At 73.1% G+C, this 20,290-nt stretch carries 21 protein-coding genes; 17 read left to right on the forward strand and 4 right to left on the reverse strand.

Annotation, left to right across the window (positions count from 1 at the left end):
• Position 1 precedes the first annotated feature (1 nt).
• The 9 genes from EI169_RS04145 to tsaE all read left to right on the forward strand — a co-directional run bounded on the left by EI169_RS04145 (position 2) and on the right by tsaE (position 8,615).
• Positions 2-1,753, forward strand: coding sequence for a DUF4012 domain-containing protein (locus tag EI169_RS04145; protein ID WP_125131207.1), 1,752 nt, complete (start codon positions 2-4; stop codon positions 1,751-1,753).
• A 519-nt stretch (positions 1,754-2,272) separates the two neighbouring features.
• Positions 2,273-2,947: a GTP cyclohydrolase II gene (ribA, locus tag EI169_RS04150; RefSeq protein ID WP_125131208.1), complete on the forward strand. Its 675-nt coding sequence runs from the start codon at positions 2,273-2,275 to the stop codon at positions 2,945-2,947.
• On the forward strand, positions 2,944-3,426 hold the full coding sequence (locus EI169_RS04155) for a MarR family transcriptional regulator (RefSeq protein ID WP_125131209.1): 483 nt from the start codon (positions 2,944-2,946) through the stop codon (positions 3,424-3,426). Before ribA ends, EI169_RS04155 begins: the two co-directional genes overlap by 4 nt.
• Before the next feature lie 45 nt (positions 3,427-3,471).
• On the forward strand, positions 3,472-5,322 hold the full coding sequence (gene glmS, locus EI169_RS04160; protein ID WP_125131210.1) for a glutamine--fructose-6-phosphate transaminase (isomerizing): 1,851 nt from the start codon (positions 3,472-3,474) through the stop codon (positions 5,320-5,322).
• Positions 5,323-5,726: 404 nt separating this feature from the next.
• The gene (locus EI169_RS04165; RefSeq protein WP_125131211.1) at positions 5,727-6,080 is read left to right on the forward strand and encodes a metalloregulator ArsR/SmtB family transcription factor; all 354 of its coding nucleotides are present in this window, start codon (positions 5,727-5,729) and stop codon (positions 6,078-6,080) included.
• Positions 6,077-6,574 carry an SRPBCC domain-containing protein gene (locus EI169_RS04170; protein WP_125131212.1) on the forward strand — a complete coding sequence of 166 codons (498 nt, stop codon included), beginning with the start codon at positions 6,077-6,079 and terminating at the stop codon, positions 6,572-6,574. The genes EI169_RS04165 and EI169_RS04170 overlap by 4 nt, the downstream gene beginning before the upstream one ends.
• 72 nt (positions 6,575-6,646) lie before the next feature.
• Positions 6,647-7,000: a holo-ACP synthase gene (locus tag EI169_RS04175; RefSeq protein WP_125131213.1), complete on the forward strand. Its 354-nt coding sequence runs from the start codon at positions 6,647-6,649 to the stop codon at positions 6,998-7,000.
• The gene (alr, locus tag EI169_RS04180; RefSeq protein ID WP_125131214.1) at positions 6,997-8,115 is read left to right on the forward strand and encodes an alanine racemase; all 1,119 of its coding nucleotides are present in this window, start codon (positions 6,997-6,999) and stop codon (positions 8,113-8,115) included. The genes EI169_RS04175 and alr overlap by 4 nt, the downstream gene beginning before the upstream one ends.
• The gene (gene tsaE, locus EI169_RS04185; protein ID WP_125131215.1) at positions 8,112-8,615 is read left to right on the forward strand and encodes a tRNA (adenosine(37)-N6)-threonylcarbamoyltransferase complex ATPase subunit type 1 TsaE; all 504 of its coding nucleotides are present in this window, start codon (positions 8,112-8,114) and stop codon (positions 8,613-8,615) included. The genes alr and tsaE overlap by 4 nt, the downstream gene beginning before the upstream one ends.
• A gap of 28 nt (positions 8,616-8,643) precedes the next feature.
• On the opposite strand, the gene EI169_RS04190 is transcribed toward tsaE, so the two are convergent.
• Positions 8,644-9,564 (reverse strand): alpha/beta hydrolase, encoded by a 921-nt coding sequence (locus EI169_RS04190; RefSeq protein WP_125131216.1) that lies wholly within the window; start codon positions 9,562-9,564, stop codon positions 8,644-8,646.
• Positions 9,565-9,639: 75 nt separating this feature from the next.
• Between EI169_RS04190 and tsaB the strand changes: the two genes are divergently transcribed.
• The 4 genes from tsaB to EI169_RS04210 are packed head-to-tail and all read left to right on the forward strand — an operon-like array spanning position 9,640 to position 12,279.
• Complete coding sequence (gene tsaB / locus EI169_RS04195) at positions 9,640-10,272, forward strand: tRNA (adenosine(37)-N6)-threonylcarbamoyltransferase complex dimerization subunit type 1 TsaB (protein WP_125131217.1); 633 nt, start codon at positions 9,640-9,642, stop codon at positions 10,270-10,272.
• Positions 10,269-10,802: a ribosomal protein S18-alanine N-acetyltransferase gene (gene rimI / locus EI169_RS04200; RefSeq protein ID WP_125131218.1), complete on the forward strand. Its 534-nt coding sequence runs from the start codon at positions 10,269-10,271 to the stop codon at positions 10,800-10,802. The genes tsaB and rimI overlap by 4 nt, the downstream gene beginning before the upstream one ends.
• Entirely contained in the window at positions 10,799-11,881 is a 1,083-nt protein-coding gene (gene tsaD, locus EI169_RS04205) for a tRNA (adenosine(37)-N6)-threonylcarbamoyltransferase complex transferase subunit TsaD (protein WP_125131219.1), read from the forward strand. Before rimI ends, tsaD begins: the two co-directional genes overlap by 4 nt.
• Positions 11,878-12,279, forward strand: a complete 402-nt coding sequence (locus tag EI169_RS04210) for a hypothetical protein (RefSeq protein WP_125131220.1) — start codon at positions 11,878-11,880, stop codon at positions 12,277-12,279. Before tsaD ends, EI169_RS04210 begins: the two co-directional genes overlap by 4 nt.
• A gap of 88 nt (positions 12,280-12,367) precedes the next feature.
• Here the strand turns inward: EI169_RS04210 and EI169_RS04215 are convergent, their stop codons facing one another.
• Positions 12,368-13,555 carry a class I SAM-dependent methyltransferase gene (locus EI169_RS04215; protein ID WP_125131221.1) on the reverse strand — a complete coding sequence of 396 codons (1,188 nt, stop codon included), beginning with the start codon at positions 13,553-13,555 and terminating at the stop codon, positions 12,368-12,370.
• 177 nt (positions 13,556-13,732) lie between these two features.
• Between EI169_RS04215 and EI169_RS04220 the strand changes: the two genes are divergently transcribed.
• The 4 genes from EI169_RS04220 (at position 13,733) to EI169_RS04235 (ending at position 18,928) form a co-directional block, all read left to right on the forward strand.
• Positions 13,733-14,539 carry a hypothetical protein gene (locus tag EI169_RS04220; protein ID WP_125131222.1) on the forward strand — a complete coding sequence of 269 codons (807 nt, stop codon included), beginning with the start codon at positions 13,733-13,735 and terminating at the stop codon, positions 14,537-14,539.
• Positions 14,540-14,568: 29 nt separating this feature from the next.
• A complete protein-coding gene (locus EI169_RS04225) occupies positions 14,569-15,372 on the forward strand; it encodes a hypothetical protein (protein WP_125131223.1) in 804 nt (267 codons plus the stop codon).
• Positions 15,373-15,479: 107 nt separating this feature from the next.
• Positions 15,480-17,351 (forward strand): dynamin family protein, encoded by a 1,872-nt coding sequence (locus EI169_RS04230; RefSeq protein ID WP_164515435.1) that lies wholly within the window; start codon positions 15,480-15,482, stop codon positions 17,349-17,351.
• Entirely contained in the window at positions 17,351-18,928 is a 1,578-nt protein-coding gene (locus EI169_RS04235; RefSeq protein ID WP_125131224.1) for a dynamin family protein, read from the forward strand. Before EI169_RS04230 ends, EI169_RS04235 begins: the two co-directional genes overlap by 1 nt.
• Here EI169_RS04235 and EI169_RS04240 read toward each other — a convergent pair.
• Positions 18,845-19,513 (reverse strand): hypothetical protein, encoded by a 669-nt coding sequence (locus EI169_RS04240; RefSeq protein WP_125131225.1) that lies wholly within the window; start codon positions 19,511-19,513, stop codon positions 18,845-18,847. The two genes, EI169_RS04235 and EI169_RS04240, sit on opposite strands and share 84 nt — an antisense overlap.
• Positions 19,500-20,234, reverse strand: a complete 735-nt coding sequence (locus EI169_RS04245) for an IniB N-terminal domain-containing protein (protein WP_125131226.1) — start codon at positions 20,232-20,234, stop codon at positions 19,500-19,502. Before EI169_RS04245 ends, EI169_RS04240 begins: the two co-directional genes overlap by 14 nt.
• Positions 20,235-20,290: the final 56 nt, after the last annotated feature.

Raw genomic sequence — 20,290 nt, forward strand, 5'->3', positions numbered from 1 at the left:
CGTGGCATCCGCCGCCCGTCGGCGGATGCGGCGCAGCATCGCCCTCGCATGCGCGGTCGCGGGTGCGGCCGCCGTGGTCGCCGTCGTCTGGGTCGGACTCCAGGCGTGGCATGCGCGGGGCGAGCTGATCTCCGCATCCGCCGCAGGCTCCGACGTGGTGTCCGCTGTGCAGGCGGGCGACGACACCGCCGCGGCGGCCGCGCTCGAGCGGGTGCAGGAGCACACGCGAGCGGCTCGGGACGCGGCGGACGGGCCGGTGTGGCGCGCGCTGGAGGTCGTCCCGTGGGCGGGCGCGCAGCTCGCCGCCGTCCGGACCGTCGCGGATCACGTGGCGGCGGTGTCCGACGACGGGCTCGCGCCGGTGCTCGCCGCCGCGCGCAGCGCCGCGGGCGGGAGCATCGACACGGCGGCCCTCTCCGCGCAGCGCGACGACCTCGCCGCCGCGGCGCGGGTGTGGGCCGACGCCGACTCCGCGGTCGCCGGGATCGACGAGGGCGCGCTCGTTCCGCCGCTGGCCGGGGCCGTCTCGCAGGCGCGCGCGCTCCTCGACGGCGGTGCGGCGGTCGTGGACGGCGTCGCGCGGGCCGCCGTCGTGCTGCCGGGACTCCTCGGCTCCGACGGTCCGCGCTCGGTGCTCGTGATGCTGCAGAACCCCGCCGAGTCGCGGACCGGGGGCGGCATCACCGGCGCCTTCGTCGAGCTCCAGGTCGACCAGGGCGCGATCACGCTCGTGCGTCAGGCCGATTCGACGCAGTTCCCGTACCGCGACCAGCCGATCGGGCCCGTGCCCGCGTCGCAGACATCGCTGTACGGGGATGTCGTCGGACGGTTCGTGCAGAACGCGACGATGACGGCCGACTTCGCGCTGTCGGCGCAGCTGGCCTCGGCGTGGTGGGCCGCCGCCTATGGCGACCGGCCCGACGCCGTGCTGGCGATCGACCCGCTCGTGCTCAGCGCACTGCTGGAGGTCCACGGTCCGGTGGCGCTCGGCGACGGGACGTCGCTGACGGCCGACGAGCTGCCCCGGCGGCTGCTGATCGACCCGTACACGACTCTCGACCCCGAGGCGCAGACCGCGTTCCTCGAGGACGTGACGACGCGCGTGTTCGGGGCCCTCACCGCCGACATCCGGCCGGTCGACTGGGTGCGTGCGCTCGCGCCGGCCATCGCCGACGGGCGGGTGTCGCTGTGGAGCGCCGACGCGACCGAGCAGGCCGCGCTCTCGGGCTCGCCCGTGGGCGGCATGGCGGCGCGCGTGGCGGCGGCCGGCGCCGCGGGATTCGGCGTGTACCTCAACGACGCGACCGGCGGGAAGATGGACAGTTATCTGTCGGTGTCGGTCGATGCGGGGTTCGCGTCATGCCCGAGTGTCGACGGCACGACCGCCGTCATGCGCGTGACGCTGTCCAACACCGCGCCCGCCGATGCGCGCGCGTGGCCGCAGAGCATGACCGGCGGAGGACTGTTCGGCACCGCGGTCGGTGACATCGGCACCCTCGTCACGGCGTCGGCGCCGCCGGGAGCCGCGTTCGGCGGGGTGACGGGGGAGGAAGGCGCCCTCTTGTCCGCGAACGTCGTGGACGACGGTCGGCCCTCCAGCGCAGTGCGGGTGAATGTCTCACCGGGCGAGACGGAGACCGTCGAGCTGCGCTTCGTGCTCGCGGCGCGTCCGGCGGACGAGCCCGTCATCGTCCACACTCCGGCGCTCAACGACGTCGCCGTCGGCGGAATCGCCGACGACGCGTGCCCGTGAGCCGCACCCGGCGCACATGGGTATCGACCCTGCGCGCGTTTGTATCGGATCCGTGACACGCGCAGGGTCGATATCGCGATGCGTGCTCCCCAGCCGCCTCGCGTGTGCCGCGATGGTCGCGCCCTCGCCCCCCAGCGAAGCCCCCGAGCGTCCATCCGGCCGGATACACAGTACCTCCGCTCCCCGCATCGATCAAGGAAAATGTCCTCCGAATGGGGGACAGATCTCGGGCGCGCCGGACCGATGCGCCGCACCGCGCCTGCACTACACTGGGGGGCGCCTCCGGCGCGGCGCCCAGGCTGTCCCCAGCAGCCCATGCGGATCGTTCCCCAAGCGAGTCCTGCGGGCCCGCGGCGGAGTAGTGGGCCCTCTCGTGTCACCCAGTCCCTAATGGGCAACTCGAGAGGGCCCGCGTCTTTTCCGCGCCCGGTCTTCGTGGCGGGGAGTCTTCGCGGCGGGGAATAGCGGAGCCCCGTCGTCGGTTGCCCGTGATGTTTGAGACTTCACGTAAGGACCGACATGACCGACATCGCCGAGCCCCTCACCGCCGCCGCATCCGCTTCGGCGAGCATCCGGACCGCCGTGCAGGTTCCGCTGCGCTTCGCCGACGGCTTCACCACGGACGCCGACGTCCACACGTTCGACGGGCTCGCCGACTTCAAGGAGCACCTGCTGCTCGGGCTCGGCGACTGGCGGGGTGCGCTGGAGCGGATGCAGCGCGGCGGCGCCGCACCGCTCGTGCGCCCGCACAGCGAATGCCTGACGGGCGACGTCTTCGGGTCTCTGCGCTGCGACTGCGGGCCGCAGCTACGGGAGGCCGTCGAGCGCATCGCCGCCGACGGCGGGTTCCTCCTGTACCTGCGGCAGGAGGGCCGGGGCATCGGCCTGTACGCGAAGCTCGACGCGTACGCGCTCCAGGACGCCGGGCTCGACACCTACGAGGCGAACCGCGCGCTCGGCCACGCCGACGATGAGCGCGACTACACCGCGGCTGCGCAGATGCTGCGCGCCGTCGGCGCCGAGCGCATCCGCCTTCTCAGCAACAACGCCGACAAGGCGCTGCAGCTGGCCGCGCACGGCGTCGAGGTCGACGAGCGCGTGCGCACCGGCGTGCACGTGTCGCGCGCGAACGCGCGTTACCTCGCCGCCAAGCGCGATCACACGGCGCACACGATCGAGCTCCCGGCCGCATGACCGCGACCCCCGTCCGGCCGGCGCACCGCCTCGACGAGGACGAGATGGCGGTGTGGCTGCCCGTCATCCGCTTCGTGCAGCTGCTGCCGCAGGCGCTGGATCGCACACTCCGCGAGGAGACGGGGATCAACCACGCGCACTACGCGATCCTCGCGAGCCTGCTGCGTACGGACGCGCCCACGATGGGGGAGCTCGCCCGCATCGCGGGCCTCAGTCCGTCGCGACTGAGCCACGCGATCGACGCGCTCGCCGCGCGCGGCTGGGTCGAGCGCACGCTGTGCGCGGCCGATCGCCGCGCACAGCGCCCCGCGCTCACCGAGGCGGGCCGCGACGCGCTCCGCCGCGCGGCTCCGGCGCACGTCGCCCAGATCCGCGGGCTCGTGCTCGAGCGCCTCGACGACGAGCAGCGCGCGCAGCTCCGGGAGATCGCCGCGGTCCTCGCCGAGGGTGTCGAGGACGCGCTCCGCGTCGAGCGGTAGCACGCCGGGCGGTCGCTCAGCCGACGCCGCCTAGGATGAGTGCTCATGTGCGGAATCATCGGGTACGTCGGCCCGCGGCAGAGCCAGGACATCCTTCTCGCGGGGCTCGCCCGCCTGGAGTACCGCGGCTACGACTCGGCCGGCATCGCCGTCATCGACGGGGACGGCAACCTCGGGATGCGCAAGCGCGCCGGCAAGCTCGCGGTGCTGCGCGACGACCTCACGGCGACCCCGCTCGCCGACGGCACGACCGGCATCGGCCACACCCGGTGGGCGACCCACGGCGGGCCGACCGACGGCAACGCCCACCCGCACCTCGCGGACGACGACAAGCTCGCGGTCATCCACAACGGCATCATCGAGAACTTCGCCGAGCTCAAGTCGGAGCTCGTCGCCGAAGGCTTCACGTTCCGCAGTGACACCGACACCGAGGTCGCCGCCGTGCTCCTGGGTCGCGAGTACGGCCGCACGCACGATCTCGTCGCCGCCTTCCGCGCGGTCGTCTCGCGTCTGGAGGGCGCCTTCACCCTCCTCGCGATGCACGAGGACCACCCTGGCGTGGTCGTCGGCGCACGCCGCAACTCGCCGCTCGTGATCGGTCTGGGCGAGGGCGAGAACTTCCTCGGCTCCGACGTCGCGGCCTTCGTCGAGCACACGCGCAACGCGCTCGCGATCGGGCAGGACCAGATCGTCGTCATCACCCCCACGGGCGTCGAGGTGACCGACTTCACCGGCGGCGCCGTCGAGGTCGAGCCCTTCGAGGTCACGTGGGATGCGGCGGCCGCCGAGAAGGGCGGCTGGTCGTCGTTCATGGCCAAGGAGGTCTCGGAGGAGCCCGTGGCCGTCGCCGACACGCTGCGCGGCCGCATCCGCGACGGCGTCGTCGACATCCCCGAGCTCGACGGGATGGACGACCTCCTCACGGGCATCGACCGCATCCTGATCCTCGCGTGCGGCACGGCCGCCTACGCCGGCATGGTGGGCAAGTACGCGATCGAGAACTGGACGCGCGTGCCCGTCGACGTCGAGCTCGCCCACGAGTTCCGCTACCGCGACCCCGTGCTCTCGCCCTCGACGCTGGTCGTGTCGATCAGCCAGTCGGGCGAGACGATGGACACCCTCATGGCCGTGAAGTACGCCCGCGAGCAGGGCGCGCGGACGCTGTCGATCTGCAACACGCAGGGCGCGACCATCCCGCGCGAGTCGGACGCGATCGTCTACACGCACGCCGGCCCCGAGGTCGCCGTCGCCTCGACGAAGGCGTTCGTCGCCCAGATCACCGCGCTGTACCTGTTCGCGCTGCACACCGCGCGGCTGCGCGGATCGATGACGCCGGAGGCGATCGCGGCCGCGGCGCGGGAGCTCGAGGCGATCCCCGAGAAGATCTCGCGCGTGCTCGAGACAGAGCAGGCGCGCATCGAGCAGTTCGCGTACTGGATGGGCGACACCCGCTCCGTGCTTTTCCTCGGCCGTCACGTGGGCTACCCGATCGCCCTCGAGGGAGCGCTCAAGCTCAAGGAGCTCGCGTACATCCACGCCGAGGGCTTCGCCGCCGGCGAGCTCAAGCACGGGCCGATCGCGCTGATCGAGCCGGGCCAGCCGGTGTTCGTCATCGTCCCGTCGCCACGCGGCTCCGGCGACATGCACCGCAAGGTGATCTCGAGCATCGAGGAGATCCGCGCCCGCGGCGCCCGCGTCATCGCGATCGCGGAGGAAGGCGACGCCGCCGTGCTGCCCGTCGCCGACGAGGTGCTGCGGATCCCGCTGGCCGCCCCGTTCTTCGAGCCTCTGCTGGCCGTCGTGCCGCTGCACATCTTCGCGATGGGCCTCGCCGAGGCGAAGGGCCTCGACGTCGACCAGCCCCGCAATCTCGCCAAGTCGGTCACGGTCGAGTAGCCCACCACGCCGCTCGCGCGCACCGGGCGCGCCTTCCGTGCCGCGCCTCCCGTCGGTGGCGCGCAGAATTCAGGCTGAGCGGATGCAGCGGCTCGCGCCATCCGCGGAATTCCGGGGCTGCGGCCCGCGGCCGCTCGCGTGCAGCCTGAATTCGCGCGTGGTGAGCGTGCGGCCGCGCGGCGTGCCGGTGCGGCCGGGGCGGTCCGGGTTAGGGCTGCGGTCGGGCCCGTCGGGCTGCGGCCGAAGCCGGTGCGGCGTGGGCGGCGCGCAGAATTCAGGCTGGGCGGATGCGGCGGCTCGCGCCATCCGCGGAATTCCGGGGGTGCGGTCCGCGGCCGCTCGCGTGCAGCCTGAATTCCGCGCCGCCGGTTGGAATTATAAGGCGCAGCTTATATGCTGCGGGCGTGCACCCGTTCGCCGTTCTCGCCGATGACGTCCGCCGACGCCTCGTCGAGGTGCTCGCGACCGGCGAGCAGACCGCGGGCGTGCTGGTGGACCTCGCCCGGGCGGAATTCGGCATCAGTCAGCCGGCCGTGTCGCAGCATCTCAAGGTGCTGCGCGAGCAGGGGTTCGCGACGGTGCGCGCCGACGGCAGCCGTCGCCTGTACGCCCTCGACCCCGCGGGGCCACGCGCGGCCGAGGCGGCGCTCGCGCGGCTGCGGGCGCCGTTGACCCAGCGCCTCGAGGCGCTGCACACCGAAATCGCGCGCGGGCGCCGCGCCGCGGCCGCCGATCAGCTCAGAGAGGACGCGTCATGAGCCTGGACAGCCCCGAGATCGTCAAGGACGGCGATCGCTACCGGATGGTGTACGACGAGGTCTACGCGACGGATGCGGCGGACCTGTGGGCCGCGGTCACCACGCGGGAGCGCCTCGCGCGCTGGATGGCCGACTACACCGGTGAGCTGCGGCTCGGCGGGGCGTGGGAGGTGTCGTCGGAGGGCGAAGCTTGGGGCCGCGGCCGGATCACCGCGTGCGAGCCCGGGCGGTCGTTCACCACGACGTGGCACGCCACGGGAGAGGAGCCGACGATCCTTCACGTGCGCCTCGAGCCCGTCGAGGGCGGGACGCGTCTCGTGCTCGAGCACGACGGCGTGCAGTCGCTGTTCTACGGACCCGGCTGGCAGACCTACCTCGAGCGCCTGGTCGCCGTGACCGCCGACCCCGACGCCGACCTCGGCGGCGAGGACGCATGGCAGCGACGGTTCGCAGAGTTGAAGCCGGCCTACTCCGCCCGCTTCGCCGGCGCGTGACCCCCCGCCGGTAGGCTGGACGTGCGCCCCGCGAGGGGCGTGCAGTGTGCGGCGACAGCGACGGGGGAGGCCATGATCGTCGGAATCGGCGTCGACCTCGTTGATGTGCCGCGGTTCGAGCGCTCGCTCTCGCGCACCCCGCGTCTGCTGACGCGCCTGTTCTCGCCGGGCGAGCGGATGCTGAAGCCGCGCTCGCTCGCAGCCCGCTACGCGGCGAAGGAAGCCCTCATCAAGGCGCTCGGCGGCTCGGACGGCGTGCACTGGACCGAGATCGAGGTCGTGTCGGAGCCGTCGGGTCGCCCCGCGTTCGCTGTCCGCGGATCGACGGCCGATGTGCTCGCGGCCCGCGGCGTCACCGCGACCCACCTGTCGCTCAGCCACGACGCCGGACTCGCGACGGCGTACGTCGTGCTGGAGGCGGCATGAGCCTCCGCGCCGGCACGATGCGCGAGGCGGAGATCGACCTCGACGCGATCGCCGACAACGTCCGGCATATCCGCCGTCTCACCGGCGTCGAGGTGATGGCCGTCGTGAAGGCCGACGGCTACGGTCACGGCGCCCTGCGCGCCGCGGTCGCCGCCCTGCACGGCGGTGCGACGCGGCTCGGGGTCGCCGACGTCGGCGAGGCGCTCGCGCTGCGGCGCGCCGGTGTCTCGGCGCCCGTGCTCGCGTGGCTGCATCCGCCCCACCCCGACTTCGCCGAGGCCGTCGCCGCCGATGTCGCGCTCGGCATCTCCGGATCGGCGCAGCTCGACGCCGCCGTCGCGGCCGGGCGCGGCGACCGCGTGGCGACGGTGCACCTCAAGGTCGACACCGGGCTGTCGCGCAACGGCGCACCGCGCGACGAGTGGCGGCGGCTGTTCGCCGAGGCCGCGCGCCTCGAGCGGATCGGACGGCTACGGGTCGAAGGGCTCTTCTCGCACCTGTCCAACGCGTCGGAGGCCGACGACCGTGCCGCCCTCGCGGTGTTCGACGAGGCCACCGCGCTCGCCGCATCCGTGGGCTTGCGCCCGCGGGTACGACACCTCGCCGCGACCCACGCCGCGATCGCGCTGCCCGAGGCCCGTCTGGACTGCGTGCGGATCGGGATCGGCCTCTACGGGCTGTCGCCGTTCGCCGATCGCACGTCGGCCGACCTGGGGCTCCGGCCGGCGATGACGCTGCGCGCGGCCGTCGCGGCGGTGCGGCGCGTGCCGGCGGGCACCGGCGTGTCGTACGGCTACGACTTCCGCGCGGAGCGCGACACGACGCTCGCGCTCGTGCCGCTCGGCTACGCCGACGGCGTGCCCCGCCAGGCGTCGGGTGCCGGCACCGTGCGTATCAACGGGGTCCGCGCGCGCGTGGCCGGCCGCATCGCGATGGACCAGTTCGTCGTCGACATGGGCGACCACGACGTGTCGGTGGGCGACGAGGTCGTGGTCTTCGGCGACCCGACCCTGGGCGTGCCCTCGGCGAGCGACTGGGCGGATGCGGCGGGCACCATCAATTACGAGATCGTCACGCGCATCGGGGCGCGCGTGCCGCGGAGGCAGGTGGGATGAGCGTTCCGGACTCTTTCCTCGGACGGCGGGAGATCACGAGCCCGGCCGACATGGAGGAGCTCGGTCGTCAGCTCGGCGGCGTCCTCGAGGCGGGCGACGTCGTGGTGCTCACGGGGCCGCTCGGCGCCGGCAAGACGACTCTCACGCGCGGCATCGGGGAGGGCCTCGGGGTGCGCGGACCGATCCAGAGCCCGACCTTCGTGCTCGCCCGCACGCATCCGTCGCTCGTGGGCGGCGCTCCGCTCGTGCACGTCGACGCGTACCGGCTCGGCTCCGCGATGGAGCTCGACGATCTCGACCTCGACGCCGACCGCTCGGTCGTCATCGTCGAGTGGGGGCGCGAGAAGGCCGAGCATCTGGTCGACAGCTGGTGGGAGATCGAGATCGAGCCGCAGACCGGCGGGCGCGGCAACGACTCGGCGTGCGGCACGATTCTCCCGCATACGGCCGCGCTCGACGATGACGCCCCACGCGTCGTGACGATCTCCCGCCGTCCCTGAACGCGGCTGCGCGCCCGACCGCCGCGCGCTACACGACGGGAGACACGGTCCGCAGGCGGGAGAGCACCGCGAGCACGGCGTCGGGATCCTCGACGTGCGCGAAGTGGCCCGCGGTCGCGAGCACGGTCTCGTGCGCGTGCGGCACGACCGCGCGCAGCGCTGCCGCGTCATCGCGTCCGACGAATACGTCGCGACGGCCGCGCACCACGTGCACGGGGCAGCGGATGCGGCGCCAGCCCTCGATGTCGACCTCGCGCGCCGCGTCGACCGCGGCGAGGAACGAGGCGGGGCGGATCTCGTCGGCCAGCGCGTCCGTGACCGCCGGGTCCACGCGCGCCGGGTGGGCGAAGAGCGGCGCCGCGAGGACGCGGAGCAGCCCGATGCGCCGCATCCCGTGCAGGAGCGGCGCGCGCAGCGGTCCGAGTGCCGCGAGGATCCGCATCGCGAGGATCATGCCCGCGAACGCGGGGAGCCGGGGCGCCGCTTCGATCGGGTGGCGGGCGACCGCCTGCACGGTCGCGCCGCTCGGCGACACGAGCGTCGCCGAGAGCGTGTCGTCCGGGAACCGGGCCGCGATCTCGAGGGCGAGCGCGCCGCCGAGCGAGTGCCCGATCAGACGCCACCGCCGGTAGCCGAGCGCGTGGAGCGTCGCCGCGACGCGGTCGGCCAGCGCGCCGAGACCGCTCATCGCGCCGGGGCTCTCGCCCCAGCCGGGCAGGTCGGGGGCGACGGTGTCGCGCAGCGGGCATCCGCACGCCGCGGCCGCCGCCAGCAGCGGCGTCCACGTCGTCCACGATCCGGCGGCGCCGTGCAGCAACACGGTCGCGACATCGTCGCCGTGGGGGCCGTCGCGGTCGCCGTCACGCGCGCCCACGCGCACGACCAGCCCACCGGCGCTCCCGCCCACGACCGTGCGCGCGAGCCCGGATCCGGCTGCCGCCTGCCGCATGTGCCACCCCACGCTCGTTGTTCGCAGCACGACGCCGACCGGATGCCCGACCCTCGGCGCGATTACGCTGGAGGGGTGTTCCTCGGCATCGACACCTCCCTCGGCACGGCCGTCGCCGTCGTCGAGGCGGACGGCTACGTCGTCGCCGAAGCGGGCAGCGCCGACCCTCTCGCGCACGCGGAGGTCATCGGCGATCTGCTGCGCCAGGTCGACGGCGCCGGCATCACCCACGTCGTGGCCGGCATGGGTCCGGGGCCCTTCACGGGGCTGCGGGTGGGCATCGCCGCGGCGCGCGCCTTCGCCCGCGGGCGGGATCTCCCCGTCGTGCCCGTCCCGAGTCACGACGCGGTCGCCCTCGACGTGCTGCTGTCGGCCGCGCTCGCCGGCGCCGACGCGCCCGCGCCCTTCGCCGTTGTCACCGACGCGCGTCGCCGCGAGTTCGCGTACACCGTGTACGACGGGCTCGACGACGACGGGCTGCCGGTGCGGCGCACCGAGCCCGCGCTCGTGCCCCGCGCCGACCTCGACGCGCGCGTGGCCGAGCTCGGCGCCGAGCGCCGCGACGCCGCATCCGTGTCCGCCGCGATGCTCGCCCTCGTCGGTGCCCGTGCGGTCGCCGCCGGCCGCATCCTCGGCCCGAACGAGCCGCTCTACCTGCGCTCGCCCGACGTCACCGTCGGGCACGTCGCGAAGAAGGTGCGCGCATGAACATCCGCCCTGCCACACCCGACGATCTCGACGCGATCATGGCGCTCGAGCGCGCCTCGTTCCCGAGCGACGCGTGGAGCGACGCGATGATGCGCGAGGAGCTCTCCTCCCCGCACGGGTGGTACGTCGTCGCCGAGGAGGCCGGCCGCCTCGCCGGCTACGCCGGGCTTCGAGCCCCGAAGAGCGCGCGCGACGCCGACGTGCAGACCATCACGATCGCCGAGGCCTTCCGCGGTCGCGGGCGCGGACGGATGCTGCTGACCGCGCTGCTCGAGGAGGCCCGCGCGCGCGGCGTGCGCGACGTGTACCTCGAGGTGCGCGCCGACAACCCCGTCGCCCAGCGGCTCTACGCCTCCGAGGGGTTCGCCGAGGTGGGCCGGCGCCCGCACTACTACCAGCCCGACGACGTCGACGCGATCGTCATGCGCCTCGACCTGCCGGCGTGGCAGGCCGCGCGCCCGGCGCCCGCGCTGCAGTGGGTCGGCGGGGACGGCGCGACGTGCGACCCGCGGACGGGGTGGTGCACATGACGCGCGAGCCTCTCGTCCTCGGCATCGAGACGAGCTGCGACGAGACCGGCATCGGGATCGTCCGCGGCCGGACGCTGCTGAGCAACACGATCGCCTCGAGCATGGCCGAGCACGCCCGGTACGGCGGCGTCGTCCCCGAGGTCGCCGCGCGCGCCCACCTCGAGGCCCTCGGTCCGTCGCTGGACGCCGCGCTCGAGGAGGCGGGCGTGCGCCTGGACGACCTCGACGCCGTCGCGGTCACGAGCGGGCCGGGCCTCGCGGGCGCGCTCATGGTCGGGATCGGCGCGGCGAAGGCCCTCGCGGTCTCGCTCGGAAAGCCCCTGTACGCCGTCAACCACCTCGTCGGGCACATCGCCGCCGACATCCTCACCCCCGACGCCGAGCCCCTCGAGTACCCGACCGTGGCGCTGCTCGTGAGCGGCGGCCACACGTCGCTCCTCCTCGTCCGCGACCTCACCTCCGACGTCGAGCTGCTGGGGGAGACCGTCGACGACGCCGCCGGCGAGGCGTTCGACAAGGTCGCGCGCCTGCTCGGGCTGCCCTACCCCGGGGGTCCCGAGATCGATCGTGCCGCCGCCTCCGGCGACCCCGACGCCATCCGGTTCCCGCGGGGGCTCTCCCGCGCGTCCGACATGGCGCACCACCGGTACGACTTCTCGTTCTCGGGCCTGAAGACCTCCGTCGCGCGGTGGGTGGAGGCGCAGGAGGCGTCAGGCGGCGACGGTGTGCCGGTCGCCGACGTCGCCGCGTCGTTCCGCGAGGCGGTCGTGGACGTGCTCGTGACGAAGGCGCTCGACGCGTGCGAGCGCTACGGCGTGCCGCGGCTGCTCCTCGGCGGCGGTGTCATCGCCAACCGGCGCCTGCGCGACGTCGCGATCGAGCGCGCGGCGGCCGCGGGTGTCACGGTGCGGATCCCGCCGCTGTCGCTGTGCACCGACAACGGCGCGATGATCGCCGCGCTCGCCGCCGAGCTGATCGCCGCCGGGCGCGCGCCCTCGACGCTCGCGTTCGGCGCCGATTCGACGCTGCCGGTCACGGAGATCCAGGTCGCCCCTGCTGCGGACGACGAGGCGGCATGAGCGAGCGCGAGGCGCCGGAACCCGCGGGCACCAGTGCCGACACGGATGCGGCCGCCGCCGCCGTCCGCCCCGCGACCGCGCCCGACCTCGCGCACGTGGACGCTGCGCTCGCGACAGGTGCGCCGCCGGTGTCCGACGCGGTCCGCACCGCCCCCGCGGCATCGCGGCCGCGTACCGGAGTGGCCGCCGCCGCGCTCGTCCTCGCGATCGTCGCGCTCGCCGCATCCGTCTTCGTCGGCTGGGCGGCCCCCGTCGGACTCGTGGCGGTCGTCGTCGCGATCGTCGCCCTGCGCCGGCCCGTCGAGCCCCGCGGTGTCGCGTGGTGGGCGCTCGGGCTCGCCGTGCTCTCGCTCGTCTACAGCGCCGGGTGGCTGCTGTGGGCGATCCCGCAGCTCTGACCTGCGCGGCACCTCGCGAGAGCGCGCGGATGCACCGTTTCCGCGCCCGGAACCGTGCACGGGCGCGTTCTCGCGAGACGCGGAGCGGTCAGACCCGGTCGGCGAGAACCGCGAGCCGGCGCGCGCCGATGCGGGTGAGGAGCAGGGTCGCCGCCGCGTCGCCGCGCAGGCCGAGCTTCGTGCGCAGCGCGGCGGGATCGACGTCGACGCCGCGCTTCTTGATCTCGAGCGTGCCGATGCCGCGGGCGCGGAGCGCCTTCGCGAGCGCGCGCGTCTCGAACGGCAGCGTCTCGCGCACGCGGAACGACGACACGAACGGACTCGTGAGGGCCGCGTCGCCCGTGAGGTACGCGATGGCGGGGGCGAGCATCCCGGCCGACAGGGCACGGGCGACGTCGCCGATCAGCCGGGCCCGGATGACCGCGCCGTCGGGCTCGTGCACGAAGGCGCCGAGCTCCCGCACCGGCTCGTCCGCCGCGTCGGCGGCGGCGGTGAGCTCCCACGCGTCGTCGCCGCGCGTCACGAGTGCGGCGCGCCGGACGCCCGGCCGGGCGAGCGCGCCGCTCCACGCCACGAGCTCGATCGTCGATCCGTCGGCGCTCACCCATTGCGCCTCGACGTCGTGGGGCAGCTCGTCGCGGTCGAACGCCGGCCCGAGCTTCATCCCGCCCGGCCGTGCGCGCAGCTGCTCCCACGCCCACGGGAGCGGCGGGGAGTAGTCGGCCGCGCGCACCCGCACCGTCTCGCCGTGCCCCGCCGAGCGGCGGGCGGGGTCGAGCCACACCGCATCCGCCGCGCCGGGGTCCGCGTCCTCGGCGCGCCCGTGCGCGACCGTGACGCTCTCCCCGAAGGGCGCGAGGTTGAACGCCGCGATCGCGGCCGTGACCTCGTCGGCGTCGACGGCCGACACCTCGAGGCCGAGCGCCGCCATGCCCAGCGCATCGCCGCCGATGCCGCATCCGAGGTCGGCGACCCGGCGGATGCCCGCCGCGCGGAAGCGCCCGGCGTGCCGGGCGGCGACCGACAGGCGCGTCGCCTGCTCGAGCCCCGCGCGGGAGAAGAGCATGCGGTCGGCGAACTCGCCGAACTTCGCCCGGGCGCGCACGCGCAGGCTGGCCTGCGACACCACCGCCGACACGAGCTCGGGGGAGTGCCCCGCCGCCCGCAGCCGGGACACGGCGCGCGCGACCTCGGCCGTCGACGAGAGGGCGCCCACCTCGTCGACCAGCTGCAGGCCCGCGGGGGTGAGCAGGGTCGTGAGCTCGGCGATGTCCACCACCCCACCCTAGGCGGGGGCTGCGGTGCCCCCTGCCGATAGGGGGTTCCCGGACGGGGACCCCCTCCGGTCCGCCCGCAAACCCCGGAGGCATCCCCGATGCGGCGAGACGGCGCGCGTTCGTACCGTGAGGTCACCAACACGTCGGGGCGACTGTCCCGGGAAAGGGAAGGAATCATGGCCTTCGACGACAACACGTACAGTGCGAGCCTGAGCAACGTCATCCGCGACTCGTACAACGACGACGAGACGAACACGTCCACGACGACGTGGACGGTGTCCGACTCCGGCAACGAGGACAACTCCACCACCGACAGCGACAACACCGAGAACACGGCGACGGACTCGTTCCACTGGAACTCGTACAACACCGACAACTCGACGAACCACTCGGGCAACTCGTGGAGCTACTCCAGCACCGACGATCACTCCGACAACTCGCAGAACACCTACACCGACAGCTCCGACAACTCCGTGAACGCGGGCGTGCGCAGCTACTCGGTGGGAGCGGGGGGCGAGGGGGCGGCGGCGGCCGGCGCGGGCAGCGCCACGATCATCGACCAGTCGCTCAACGCCAACATCCTCGCCGACGGGCCCGTGCTCCAGCAGGTGGGCTCGACCGCGATCGTCGGCTCGGGCGAGGACTCGATGGTCGCGGGCGGCGACATCGACGTGTCGTACGACATCGACCAGTCCACGAACATCTCGGCGGGCGGCGACGTCCTCATCGACGGCAGCACCAAGACCGTCACCGAGACGATCGACTCGGGCAACACGTCGAACTTCTCGTGGTCGTACGAGGACAACTCGATGGATGTCGACATCGAGGACTCGTACAACACGTGGACCCACGACACCAGCGTGACCGACTCGTTCAACGAGGACTCGTCGCAGGTGTTCGACACGAGCATCACCGTCGACCTCGACGCGATCGTCGACTCCGACGGCGCGGCGATCGCCGACGACCTCGACATCACGCTGTGACGCGCGGCTGAGACCAGGGAGAGCAGGACATGTACGACAACAACGACGTCGACCTGAGCGAGGAGACCCGCATCCGCGACTCCTTCAACTCGTCGACCACCAACAACGCCAACCTGACGGTCGGTCTCGACAACGTCGGCAACACCGACAACTCCGTCGAGGGCAGTGGCAACGAGACGAACACGGCGGACGGGTCGTTCCACAACGGCTCCTACAACACCGACAACAGCTCGAACGGGTCGGACAACTCCTTCGACTGGAGCGAGACGGACGACAACTCCGACAACTCCGTGAACACGTGGACGGATGCCTCGGACCACTCGGTGAACGCGGGCAACCGCGACTACTCGGTGGGCTTCGGGGGCGGCGGCGCCGCGGGCGGCAGCGCCACCGTCGTCGACCAGTCCCTCAACGCGAACATCGCGGCCGGCGGCGGTGTCGCCCAGTGGGTGTCGCCGACGGCGATCGTCGGCAGCGGCGAGGGGGCGATGGTCGCCGGCGGCGACCTGACCTTCGACTACACGGTCGACGCGTCGACGAACATCTCCGCCGGCGGTGACGTCCTCATCGACGGCAGCACGAAGACCGTGACGGAGACGATCAACTCGGGCAACGAGTACAACGTCGACATCAGCTCGGTCGACAACTCACAGGAGTGGGACCTCGACAACGTGGGGAACGAGTACTCCCACACCCTGGCGATCAACGGATCCTTCAACGAGACGGTGGACACCGAGTCCACCGAGACGTGGGACGTCGACGCCAACGTCATCTGGGACAGCGATGTCGCCGCCGTGGTCGACGGCGCCGCCGACATCGACGTGGACCTGTGACGACCGGGTGAGTCCACCGAGCGCGATGACCCCGGGTCGGAACACGACCCGGGGCCATCGCATGGGTCCGTCCTCCGGCGGACCCGCTGCCTGACGAAGGAGTCATCGTGACCGCATCCGACACCCGCACCGTCGCCGAGCCGCCCGTCGTAGGGAAGGCGGACGAGACCGCTCCGGCGGAGCTCGTGAGACTCGTGGAGCGGACGCGGTCGTTCACCGGCGCGGTGGGGCGCGCTGATCTGGCCAGACGTCTCGACGACACGCGATCGCGACTGCTCGACCCGCACGTGCGCGTGATCGTGGTGGGGCAGTTCAAGCAGGGCAAGAGCAAGCTCGTGAACGCCCTCATCAACGCTCCCGCGTGCGCCGTCGACGACGATGTGGCCACCGCGGTGCCGACGGCCGTCGCGTGGGGCGACGAGCCGTCGGCAGCCGTGTTCGTGCGGCCCGAGGGCGGCGGCGATGCCACCGTCGAGCGTGTGCCCATTCCGTTCGACCAGCTCGACGCGCATGTGTCGGGGCAGGCGGATGCGGGGCTCGGGCGCGCGATCGTCGGGGCCGAGGTGCTCGTGCCGCGCGAGATCCTCCGCGGCGGTCTGCGCCTCGTCGACTCGCCGGGCGTCGGGGGCCTGGAGTCGACGCGATCGCTCGCGACGCTCGCGGCCCTGTCGACGGCGCACGCGGTCATCCTCGTGTCCGACGCGTCGCAGGAGTACACCGAGCCCGAGCTCACGTTCCTCCAGCACGCGATGCGCATGTCGCCGAACGTCGCGGCGGTCCTGAGCAAGACCGACATCTACCCGCAGTGGCGCGAGATCCAGGAGATCGACCGAGGTCGCCTCGACGGCATCGGCGACGTGCCGATCTTCGCGGTCTCCAGCGACCTGCGCCTGCTCGCCGCGGAGCACCAGGACCGCGAGCTCAACGACGAGTCCGGCTTCCCCGCACTCGTCGCGCACTTGCGCCGCGACGTGCTCGGCCGCGCCGAGCTGCTGCACCGCCGCGCCGCCGCACACGACCTGACCTCGGTGCTCGATCAGCTGGGAATGTCGATCCGCACCGAGCTGAACGCGCTGCTGCATCCGGAGGACACCCCCCGCATGCTCGCGCAGCTGGAGGACGCGAAGGCGCGCGCCGACGAGTTCCGCGGCCGCTCGGCTCGGTGGCAGGTGACCCTCAGCGACGGCATCGCCGACCTCATCGCCGACACCGAGCACGACCTGCGCGAGCGGCTGCGGCGTGTGCAGCGCGACGGGGAGACGGCGATCGAGGAGGGCGACCCCGGACCCATCTGGGACCAGATCGCCCAGTGGGTCGACGAGCGGGTGTCGGCGGCGATCTCCGAGACGTTCGTGTGGACCAACGAGCGGTCGCAGTGGCTGTCCGAGCGCGTCGCCGACGAGTTCCTCGCAGGTGAGGCCGGCATCCCGCTCATCGACGTGGGGGATGTCACGGGCGTGCTCGATCCCGTCGAGCAGCTGCAGTCGCTCGACGAAGGACGCATGGGGGCGGCGGAGAAGATCTACATCGGCGTCCGCGGCTCGTACGGCGGCGTGCTGATGGTGGGCCTCGCGACGAGCCTCGTCGGCCTGTCGCTCATCAACCCGCTCTCCCTCCTCGCCGGGGTGCTCGTCGGACGCCGCGCGTACCGCGAGGACATGAGCGGGCGGCTCACGCGGCGCCAGATTGAGGCGAAGAACCTCCTGCGCCGCCACATCGAGGATGTCGTGTTCCAGGTCGGCAAGCAGCTGAAGGACCGGCTCCGCCTCGTCCAGCGCGCCTCCCGCGATCACTTCGGCGCGATCGCCGACGAGCTGCACCGGTCGCTGGCCGAATCGGTGCTCGCCGCGAAGCAGGCGGCCGCCACGTACACCGCCGACCGCGACGGTCGCGTCAAGGAGCTCGAGGCGCGGATGCGTCAGATCGAGGCGCTGCGCTCGCAGATCCCCGCGATTGAGCCGGTCGCCGGGGCGCGCTGATGCGCACGTCGCTCGGCGATGTGGCCGACGTCATCGAGGCCGCGCACGTCCTGTACGCCGACGAGCCGGCGACCTCCGCGGTGCTCGACGGGTATGGCCGGCGCCTCCGCGAACCGCTGCGCGTGGCCGTCGCAGGCATCGTGAAGGCCGGCAAGTCGACGCTTCTGAACGCGCTGATCGGCGAGCGGATCGCGCCGACGGATGCGGGCGAGTGCACGCGCACGATCACGTGGTACCGCCATGCCGTCACGGCGCACATCACGATGCACCGCCACGACGGCACCACCGAGCGCCTCCCCGTGCGCCGCACCGACGGCCGCCTCGATCTCGATCTGGGGTCTGCGCGCGCCGAGGACGTCGCGTGGATCGACGTCGGCTGGCCTTCCGAGAGCCTGCGCTCGATGATCCTCATCGACACCCCGGGCATCGCGTCGGTCACGCGGGAGAACTCCGCGCGGTCGGTCGAGTTCCTCGTGCCGGAGAACTCGCCCTCCGCCGCCGACGCCATCATCTACCTTCTGCGTCATGTCCACTCCAGCGACGTGCGCTTCCTCGAGGCGTTCCGCGACACCGCGGCCGGCGCCTCGCAGACCGTCAACGCGGTCGCGGTGCTCTCACGCGCCGACGAGATCGGCTCGGGCCGCATCGACTCGCTCGTCTCGGCAGCCGGCATCGCCGATCGCTATCGACGCGACGGCGAGCTGCGGGCTCTGGCCCTGGGCGTGCTGCCGATCGCGGGGCTCCTCGCCGAGGGCGCGCGCACGCTGCGCGAGAGCGAGTTCATCGCCCTGCGCGAGCTCGCGCGGCTGGATCGTGCCGAGCGCGAGAAGCTGCTCGTCTCCGTCGACCGCTTCGTCCGTCCGACAGCGGCCACGTCGCTCAGCATCACCGCCCGGGAGAATCTGCTGCAGCGGTTCGGGCTGTTCGGCGTGCGGCTGGCGGCCGCGCTCATCCGGGGCGGCGCCACCACGTCGTCGGCACTCGCCGAGCGGCTCGTGCAGCAGTCCGGGATGGTCGCGCTGCAGGAGTTCGTCGTCGACCATTTCCGCCAGCGCGCCGTCGCTCTGAAGGCCCGCGGCGTGCTGCAGGGCGTCGAGCAGCTCGTGCGGGAGCGTCCGCGCCCCGGAGCGGACGCCGTCCTGGGCGGGATCGAGCGCATCATGGTGCGCAGCCACGAGCTGCGGGAGCTCGCGCTCCTCGCCCAGCTGCGGACTGCGCCGGTGGCGCTCTCCGTCGACGACGTCGCCGACGCCGAGCGGATCCTCGGCGGAGCGGGCACCGCTCCGGTGGTGCGCCTCGGCCTCGCCGACACGGCCGGTCGGCCGGAGCGGGACGCCCGCGTCCAGTCGCTCCTCACGCGCTGGCGTGCGCTCAGCGAGTCGCCGCTGTCGGACCGCTACACCGCGCACCTGTGCCGCATGGTGGTCCGCAGCGTCGAGGGCGTGGCGGCCGACCTCGCCGGCGCCGGAGCGCACGCCGCGGCACCGGGCGGATCAGTCTCGCGTGACGGACGGCGCGACGCCGGGGGAGCGTCCGACGTCGTGCTGGCGAGCGGTCCAGCGCAGGGCTCCCGGTAGCGCGGCGAACAGCAGTCCGACGACGGCGAGTCCGAGGGCGAGCAGCTGGATCTGCACGAGAGGCGCGCCACGCTGACCGAGCGCGACGAGCTCCCGGCACGCGAGGAAGGCGAGGCCCTGGAACAGCAGGGTGCCCAGGAGCCACCACCGCGTGTTCGGTCGGCGGTTGGAGAACGACACGAGCAGCGTCACCTGGACGAGCCACAGCGCGACGAACGCCCCGAACACGACCCAGAACACGATGTCGGCGGCCGTCTCGTACGTCTCGTCGGCCCGGCTGCCGTCGACGCCGCGGATGATCTCGACGATCTCCGGGAGCTGCGGCGTGCGGATCACGAACAGGTACACGACCGCAAATGCGCTCACCGCGAGCGAGAGCACCCACGAGAGCTGACTCATACGCACCGAGGCGGGCGCCGGCCGCTTCACGATGATCGGCGCGCCCTCCTTGCCGGAGAGGGGGGGCCGGGCGGGTGCGGCCCGACCCTCCCCCGTCTCAGGTGCCGTGGCCGGCTGCGGCGCCGGCGCGACCGGTCGCCGGGCGCCATTGCCCGGCGACCGCCGCTCGAGATCAGAAGTCGTCATCGGCTGGCATGTCCGAGATCGTCGTGTCGGACGAGTCGAACACCGTCGTGGCGTCCGTGTCGACCGTGGTCTCGGTGTAGGTCGACGCGCTGTCGTCGTACGAGTCCGTGACCGTCTCCGCCGTCGTGTCGGTGTTGCCCGAGCCGACGATCGTGGCGACCGTCGACGCATCCGTGGTGGTCGTCGTCTCCGTCTGGGTGTTGTTCGAGCCGGTCGTCGTGGTCTCGGCGATGTCGCTGTCGATCGCGACGTCGTCGCCGGCGTCGATGTTCGTCGACTGATCGATGTCGGTGTCCACCGTCGCGTCGTCGCCGGCCGCCATCGAGCCGTCGCCGGAGGCGACCACGGCCTCCTGGTCGAACACCTGCGTGACGTCGCCGGTCGCCCAGATGTTCTGGTTGACGGACTGGTCGATCACCGTGTCGCGGTCGTCGATGTACGAGAAGTTCGACGTGATCGTCTTGATCTCGCGTACGACCGGGTCGGGGGCCGGCGTCGGCGGGGCGGCCACCTTCACGACCTGCATCGGCACGACGTCGGGCCGTTCGGCGATGATCGGGGCGACCGCGCACACATCGGAGGCGCTCATGCCCGAGAGCCCGCGCTGGGCGAGGGTCCCTTCCGGATCCGCCTCGAACTCCGCCGCCGCCTCCGGGTCGCGCAGGAGGCTGAGGATGAACTCGATGAGGGCGTCGGCGATCGTGGCCAAGGTGACGCTCATGGTCGTCTCCTTCCTGAAAGGGTGTGTTCGACGGTATTGCGTGGCCGCCGCCGCCG

Source organism: Microbacterium sp. 10M-3C3 (assembly GCF_003931875.1).
GTDB lineage: Bacteria > Actinomycetota > Actinomycetes > Actinomycetales > Microbacteriaceae > Microbacterium.

Bases quoted from the DNA above. Each gene is read 5' to 3' on its own strand.
- EI169_RS04170 (WP_125131212.1), top strand. From the start codon at position 6,077: ATGAGCCTGGACAGCCCCGAGATCGTCAAGGACGGCGATCGCTACCGG.
- tsaE (WP_125131215.1), top strand. From the start codon at position 8,112: ATGAGCGTTCCGGACTCTTTCCTCGGACGGCGGGAGATCACGAGCCCG.
- EI169_RS04220 (WP_125131222.1), top strand. From the start codon at position 13,733: ATGGCCTTCGACGACAACACGTACAGTGCGAGCCTGAGCAACGTCATC.
- EI169_RS04175 (WP_125131213.1), top strand. From the start codon at position 6,647: ATGATCGTCGGAATCGGCGTCGACCTCGTTGATGTGCCGCGGTTCGAG.
- EI169_RS04245 (WP_125131226.1), bottom strand. From the start codon at position 20,234: ATGAGCGTCACCTTGGCCACGATCGCCGACGCCCTCATCGAGTTCATC.
- EI169_RS04235 (WP_125131224.1), top strand. From the start codon at position 17,351: ATGCGCACGTCGCTCGGCGATGTGGCCGACGTCATCGAGGCCGCGCAC.
- rimI (WP_125131218.1), top strand. From the start codon at position 10,269: ATGAACATCCGCCCTGCCACACCCGACGATCTCGACGCGATCATGGCG.
- ribA (WP_125131208.1), top strand. From the start codon at position 2,273: ATGACCGACATCGCCGAGCCCCTCACCGCCGCCGCATCCGCTTCGGCG.
- EI169_RS04155 (WP_125131209.1), top strand. From the start codon at position 2,944: ATGACCGCGACCCCCGTCCGGCCGGCGCACCGCCTCGACGAGGACGAG.
- tsaD (WP_125131219.1), top strand. From the start codon at position 10,799: ATGACGCGCGAGCCTCTCGTCCTCGGCATCGAGACGAGCTGCGACGAG.
- EI169_RS04190 (WP_125131216.1), bottom strand. From the start codon at position 9,564: ATGCGGCAGGCGGCAGCCGGATCCGGGCTCGCGCGCACGGTCGTGGGC.
- glmS (WP_125131210.1), top strand. From the start codon at position 3,472: ATGTGCGGAATCATCGGGTACGTCGGCCCGCGGCAGAGCCAGGACATC.
- EI169_RS04225 (WP_125131223.1), top strand. From the start codon at position 14,569: ATGTACGACAACAACGACGTCGACCTGAGCGAGGAGACCCGCATCCGC.
- EI169_RS04240 (WP_125131225.1), bottom strand. From the start codon at position 19,513: ATGACGACTTCTGATCTCGAGCGGCGGTCGCCGGGCAATGGCGCCCGG.
- alr (WP_125131214.1), top strand. From the start codon at position 6,997: ATGAGCCTCCGCGCCGGCACGATGCGCGAGGCGGAGATCGACCTCGAC.
- EI169_RS04210 (WP_125131220.1), top strand. From the start codon at position 11,878: ATGAGCGAGCGCGAGGCGCCGGAACCCGCGGGCACCAGTGCCGACACG.